Consider the following 6720-nt stretch of genomic DNA (forward strand, 5'->3'; position numbering starts at 1 on the left):
AAAGAAAAATATGAAAAATAAACTTATGTCTATGTTGGATAAAATATTATTGCTTAAAAAAGCATTAATAGAATCTGTGTTTAGTAAAATTAAACTATTGGGGAAGTTTGGGCATTCAAGGCATAGATCAGTTACAAATGCCTTTGTGCATATGGTTGCAGCACTGATAAATTATCAAATGTCTGATAATAAACCTTCTATTACATCTCTCTTGATATGCTAAATCCTATGCTATATTAATTCGAAACTCGCGTTAATATTTAGAAAATTTTTGCTTTAAATTACTACGATCAAGTAATATTCTAACTTTTACTCCTCACATCTGTGCATTAATAAGTGTAGTAGTAATTAACGCATCGCTCATACCGTATACCTGCACATAAATAGATTCTTCAGCTTTATCTATCTGATTGGCTATAAACTTAGTACAACCGGCAGGCGGAGTAAAACATGTACTAACTTTACTTCTTGAAAGCTCTGAAATATTGTAATGCTTTATTTGAGGTACAGATAAAGCTAATGATTTTTGATTTATTAGATTAGTAAAATAATCCGGATTCTGTCCATAAATACCTAAAGCAACTCCCAAGATAAAGGCAATAGATATTTCTATAAATTTATTATTTTTTCTCTTCATGACTTATTTATATTTTAGGCGTTATCTGCATGGTTTGCATTCCGCTATGTCATACCGTGGCTTGACCACGGTATCCATAAAAAAATAAAGAAGAAGACTGGATACCGCGATCAAGTCGCGGTATGACAATAAAAAGATCCAACACTTATCTTCTTACATAACTTCCCGGTGCTTCTTCAATAGCCTTTAAATTCTGATAATCTAAAAAATCTACTAGCTTAGTATCATTATTTTTTATAAGCCAATCAAGCCAATAATTCCACCATGAGCCTTCATATTCCGTAGCCTTTATAAGCCACTCATGACTACTTAAACTTAAGTCGTCATTTAAAGCCGATAATTATATTTAGCAATCGCAGGAGGATTAACTACACCTGCTACATGCCCTGAATCCGTGAGACAAAAAATCTTATGTCCGTTTAATAATTTTACTCCATCATATATTGAACGCCATGGAGCTATATGATCTTCTTTTGCGGCTACAAAAAAAGAGTTACAATCAACTTTTCCAAGATCTATTTTTGTTCCGAGCACCTCTAAATTATTAGACTCTTTTAGCAAGTTATTGCAATATGTATTTTGTAAATATTCCTCATACATTTTTGCCGGCAAGTTAGTAGAATCCGCATTCCAATATAGTAAATCAAAAGGCATCGGTTTTTTATCGAGTAAATAATTATTGACAAAAAATGTCCAAATTAAATCATTAGTCCTTAGCAAACTAAAACTATTTGATAAATACTGCCCATCAAAATAGCCTTTTAGTTTTATATCTTCCTTAATGTAGTTAATCGTAGCTTCATTAAAAAATATTCCAAACTCACCTGGATGAGTATAATCAAGCAAAGTAGTAAAGAAAGTAGCACTATGAACGGAATCTATTTTCTTTGCTTTGAAGTATGCGATAATTATAGCAAGGAATGTACCTCCCATGCAATATCCGACAAAATCAATTTTTTAAAAACCAAGATTTCTCACATACTCAAAAGGTGCTAAAATACTGTCTTTTAAGTAATCCTCGAAGCCTTTTTCCGATAGAGAGATATCAGGGTTAACCCATGAAATAAGAAAAACTTGAAAATTACTACCAAAAAAGATACTAAAGAATTATGCGGAGATAAATCGAGTATATAATATTTATTTATGCATGGCGGAATAATAAATATCGGAATCTTATGAACTTTCTCTTTCGGTTCATAGCATATTAATTGCATTAAATCATTTTGAAATATGACTTTTCCTTTTGTTGCAGCAATATTCTTACCGAGTTTAAAAGCAGATTTATCAGTAGTTTTGATATTTATATCACCGGAACTTTTTATATCTCTTAAGAAATTTTCTAATCCCTGTACTAGATTTTGACCGCCGCTTTCTAATGTCTCACATAAAACTTTTGGATTACAAAAAGCAAAATTTGAAGGTGAAAAAGCATCGATAAAATGTTTAGTTACAAACTCTAAATGTTGCTTGAGATCATTTGATAGCTCATACTGTTCTATATTCTTCTTAAGCCACTCACTAGATAACGCGAGTTTCATATTAAGATGCCTAAATTATAGTTAATGAATATGCTATAATGCTTATCCTTTCAAGGTTTGTAAGAGGTGTGACAAGTTTTACAATTTAATAGTTATAGTCAAAAAAGACAATTTACTAAAAATTTATGCAGTTTTAAGTACATTTTATAACAAAAACAATATTACTAATATCCTCGTAACCCAGTTACTATCAACTATTCAGTTCCTCTGTTAATACGAAACTCGCGTTAAAAAGTTAACAATTAATATAAACGTAGACGAAGTTTAATTTGGAAAAAAGCAAGGCGTTTTATATTTTTTGACCGCAGAGTACATACTAGTACGTGAGGATCAAAAAATATAAAACAACGACGCCAATTTTTCAAATTAAACGAGTATACCTTATGTAATTAAACTATTCCATATACTATCAACCTTGTCGATAACTTCCTGACTCATTTCTATTTTTTTGCCCCATTTTCTATTTGTCTCAGGGTATATTTTATCGGTTGCATCTATTCCCATTTTACTACCAAGCCCTAAATCAGGTGATGCAAAATCCAAATAATCTATCGGGGAATTATCTATGAAGCTCGTATCACGCCTTGGATCACTTCTTGTTGCTATTGCCCAAATTACTTCTTGCCAATTACGAACATCAATATCGTCATCTACAACGATAATAAATTTACTATACATAAATTGCCGTAAGTAAGACCAAATCCCAAGTATTATTCTTTTAGCATGACCGGGATAGGATTTTTTAATCGATACTACTGCAACTCTATATGAACAACCTTCAGGTGGAAGCCAAAAATCGACTATTTCCGGAAATTGTTGCTGCAAGATAGGAATAAAAATTTCATTTAATGCTTCACCTAAGATTGACGGCTCATCAGGCGGTTTTCCAGTATAGGTACTTAAATATACGGGATTTTTCTTCATCGTTATTGCCGTTACGGTAAATACCGGAAACTCCTCAACATCATTATAATATCCGGTGTGATCTCCAAAAGGACCTTCAGGCAAATACTCCTCTAAACTTACATAGCCTTCCAGCACTATTTCACTATGTGCAGGTACTTTGAGGTCAATAGTTTTGCATTGCACCAGCTCTACTTTTTCATTACCGAGTAAACCTGCAAAATTATACTCTGAGATATTCTCAGGTATCGGCGTAACCGCTGCCAAAGTTACCGCCGGATTTGCCCCAATAACGATAACAGCAGGAAACGGTTCTTTTTTTGCTTCTTTCCAACGTTTATGATGCTCTGCTCCACCTCGTAACTTTAACCAACGCATCAATAGCTTATTTTCTGAAATAACCTGCATTCTATATATGCCAAGGTTGTAATTATCGATTTTATCTTTTGTTGGTCCTTTAGTAACTACTATCCCCCAAGTAATTAAAGGAGAAATATCATCAGGCCAACATCTTTGAATCGGCAATATATTGATATTCGGTTTGTCAATGACAATTTCATGAAAAGCTGCTTTTGATACGGTTTTAGGAGACATAGCAAATATACGCTTAGCTAGCGGCAGCATTGACAATGTTTCTTTAAAAGATGCGGGAGGTTGCGGCTGTTTAAGGAATGCTAGTAAAACACCAAGCTCTCTTAATTCTTTGGGTGACTTAAGTTTAAGTCCCATACAAATACGATTTATACTAGCATAAAGATTAGTTAGAATAGGTATGTCGGACTTAATGCCGTCGGCTTTTATAACATTTTCAAAAAGTAATGCAGGTCCGCCTTGTGCTAATACTCTTCTACTAATTTCAGTAATTTCTAGGTCAGTTTTAACTTCAACAGAAATACGCTTTAACTCACCGTTTTTTTCTAAAAATTTTAAAAACTCCGGTAAATCTTTAAAGCTCATAGTTCTATTTTTTTGTTTATAATGTGCGGCTTATTTTATAGTCATTGCGAGCAAGGCGTAGACTGCATGGCAATCTCATCAAATATCCTGAGATTGCTTCGTCAATTACTTCGTAATTTCCTCACAATGACGATACGGTATGACTCGATGGGTTTCCCTACTTACTAAAATTAGCCTTTACCTGCATATCATTCTGAATAATTGTGTAGTTAATTAGTTCGTCAATTACAGAATTTTTAATATTATATATTATATTTTTTTCTGAATTGACATGAATATTTTTAGCCGTTAATTCATCTATACTTCTAGATTTAATATGTGCAAAATATACTTCATCACCTACTTGGAATACAGGCGTATTACTTCCTATTTTAGTATTAAAAATTGATAATAATATTTCAGGAGCTAGTGTTAAATCATTTTCCATTTCGGATCTAATATAATTTTTTTTGCTTATTTTTATTCCGTTAGCTTTAAGCTCTTTTATATTCTCTTGCTCTGAATTATATTCCTTTGCTAAATCCTTGATAATCTTTAAGTTTACATCTGCGATATTCTGCTTTATCCAAACTTTATTTACCTGTTCTTTAATAGCATCAAATTCAGGTATTTTTGCTGGCTGAATAGATTTTAATTCTACCAATATAAGATAGCTTTTATCTTCTGTTTCTATAGGATAAGATAATTCTCCTTCCGAAAGCTCAAAAATACTATCGGCATTTTCGGCAATTATTTTATCTTCAATAAGTTCTGCATAACTGACATAGTTAACGTTTTGTATCGGTAGCTTATATTTTTCGGCAATTTCAACTAAGCTAGAACCAGCTGCCGTCTCATCTTCCAGCTTTTTAGCAAACTCCATATTAAGTATGTCGATTTTTTGAGCCTTTAATAAATCATGTAATTGTTTTTGTACCGATTCAAAACTTTGATTTCCAAACTCATCTTTATTTTCATTATAAAATTCTAACAACTCATCTTGAGTAACTGAGACTTTTAAATCCTTAATATTAGCTTTAATATAAGAAAAGCTGCGTTTCTCAGGTACCTCAAACGAGGTTTTATTATCTTGGTAAAAATCCTTTAATTGCTGATCGGTAGGAGTAGGGATTTGTAAATCTTTTGGTTTATTTTGTAAATCTATTTGTATTAATTCTACTTCTCTTTTTTCAGCCATATAATCTACTATATTGTCAGTCATAGCTTTAGGAACATAGAAACTTTCTATAAAAGTACCGACAAAAATATTTTTTAGAGCTTTTTCTTTGAAGTTTAATAAATATTTTTCTTCATCCATATAAGAATTTCTAAAGTAAGTTTTAAAAATTTTTATATCGAAAACACCTTGCTCATTTTTAAAAACCGGTGATTCTTTAACTAAAATTTTAACTGTATCATCACTTAGATCTAAGTCATAATAGCTAACTAGATAATCTAAGACATTATCATAAACAAGCCTTTTTAGGATTCGGTTATCAATATTTAACTGTGCTATTTCTTCATCGGTTAAACTTGTTCCCGTTTGCTTACTTATAGCATTAATTTCTAAAGATTTTGCTCTCAAAAAATCTTCCTGGGAGATATTTTTCACATGAGAAAAAGTAATAATATCACCGCTTCTTCTTCCGTTTAATACATCTTTAATACCAAAGCCGACAAAAGCAAAAGCTATCATTGCGAATAAAACCCGCATTATAAAACTATCGGCAGTTTTTCTAATATTATCTAACATAATTTTTTATTTAAGATCCTCAGTGTCATCCCCGTGGTCAAGCCACGGGATGACACCAAGCATATTAGAAGTTCACACGAACTTTTACACTACCTTGTACCTTGCTGAGCGAAATACTTACTTCCGATATTTGTATCGTAGTTAATACCGTATTCCATCATTTTGTGCTTAGCAGTAACACCAACGCCAACATCAAAGCTTGTTTTGCTTCGCTTAAAGCTGTTGGTTGGGAAAGGAGCAGTCATACCTTGTAATCTTGCATCAATCGCCGGAACTTTATTCTTGAATGCATAATCAACCATTGCGTAAAGCTTAGGTGTTAGCACTACTTCACCTACATTGATATTACTTGATACTTTAGCACCGAGTAAACCGTCGAAAGTGTTATAGTTCTTGCCTTTAACGGTAAGATTTTGGTAAGTAGTACCCGTTTCTTTATAGCCCTTATCTTTGATAGTCGAATATCTAAGCCCAGCTAGCGGTGTTAAGTTAATGTTCTCAGGCATTGCATAAGTATAACCAGCCGTTAACTGACCTGTATAGCTTTCGGATTTATACTTACCGTTTGCAGTTTGATAAGCAGTAGTCGCTAATGCCGTTGCAATAACACGTCTTGATTTGCTTCTTATCTTATTATCCGAGTAAGATGCTATAGCTTCAACGAAAAGATTTTCATAAGGTACATTATATAAACCGTATACGGAATAGATGTTACTCTCTACCTTATCGCCCGTCTTATTATTTTTCAGTTTGATATCAGTATCGGCTCTTGTATATGCAAGCCCGAGTGCTAGATCATCGTTAACTAAGCCGTCAAAACCTATAGTGCTACTAGTTGTATCAGACTTATAACCGCTTATATTGTTATGCATCTTCTGCGTTGCATTACCGACAAACGGACTTATCCATGCACCAAACTTAGCATCTCTGTCCTCATAACCAGCAGCTACAGC

Annotated in this window: 5 protein-coding genes and 2 pseudogenes; 1 reads left to right on the plus strand and 6 read right to left on the minus strand. The window is 32.8% G+C overall.

Annotation, left to right across the window (positions count from 1 at the left end):
- Positions 1–223 (plus strand): transposase (locus REIS_RS08960; protein ID WP_008581221.1); only part of this gene is annotated, 223 nt, incomplete at its 5' end.
- Positions 224–319: 96 nt separating this feature from the next.
- Here REIS_RS08960 and REIS_RS08965 read toward each other — a convergent pair.
- The 6 genes and pseudogenes from REIS_RS08965 to REIS_RS08990 form a co-directional block, all read right to left on the minus strand.
- A pseudogene (locus tag REIS_RS08965) lies at positions 320–637 on the minus strand (phospholipase); the annotation flags it as partial.
- A gap of 327 nt (positions 638–964) precedes the next feature.
- Entirely contained in the window at positions 965–1570 is a 606-nt protein-coding gene (locus REIS_RS08970; RefSeq protein ID WP_233466356.1) for an alpha/beta fold hydrolase, read from the minus strand.
- Positions 1571–1644: 74 nt separating this feature from the next.
- The gene (locus tag REIS_RS08975) at positions 1645–2175 is read right to left on the minus strand and encodes a hypothetical protein (RefSeq protein ID WP_233466355.1); all 531 of its coding nucleotides are present in this window, start codon (positions 2173–2175) and stop codon (positions 1645–1647) included.
- A 381-nt stretch (positions 2176–2556) separates the two neighbouring features.
- On the minus strand, positions 2557–4035 hold the full coding sequence (locus tag REIS_RS08980; protein WP_008581226.1) for a UbiD family decarboxylase: 1479 nt from the start codon (positions 4033–4035) through the stop codon (positions 2557–2559).
- A 157-nt stretch (positions 4036–4192) separates the two neighbouring features.
- A complete protein-coding gene (locus REIS_RS08985; RefSeq protein ID WP_008581229.1) occupies positions 4193–5767 on the minus strand; it encodes a SurA N-terminal domain-containing protein in 1575 nt (524 codons plus the stop codon).
- A gap of 64 nt (positions 5768–5831) precedes the next feature.
- Positions 5832–6720, minus strand: a pseudogene (locus tag REIS_RS08990) (autotransporter outer membrane beta-barrel domain-containing protein); the annotation flags it as partial.

It is taken from the genome of Rickettsia endosymbiont of Ixodes scapularis, assembly GCF_000160735.1.
In the GTDB taxonomy this organism is placed as follows: domain Bacteria; phylum Pseudomonadota; class Alphaproteobacteria; order Rickettsiales; family Rickettsiaceae; genus Rickettsia; species Rickettsia tamurae.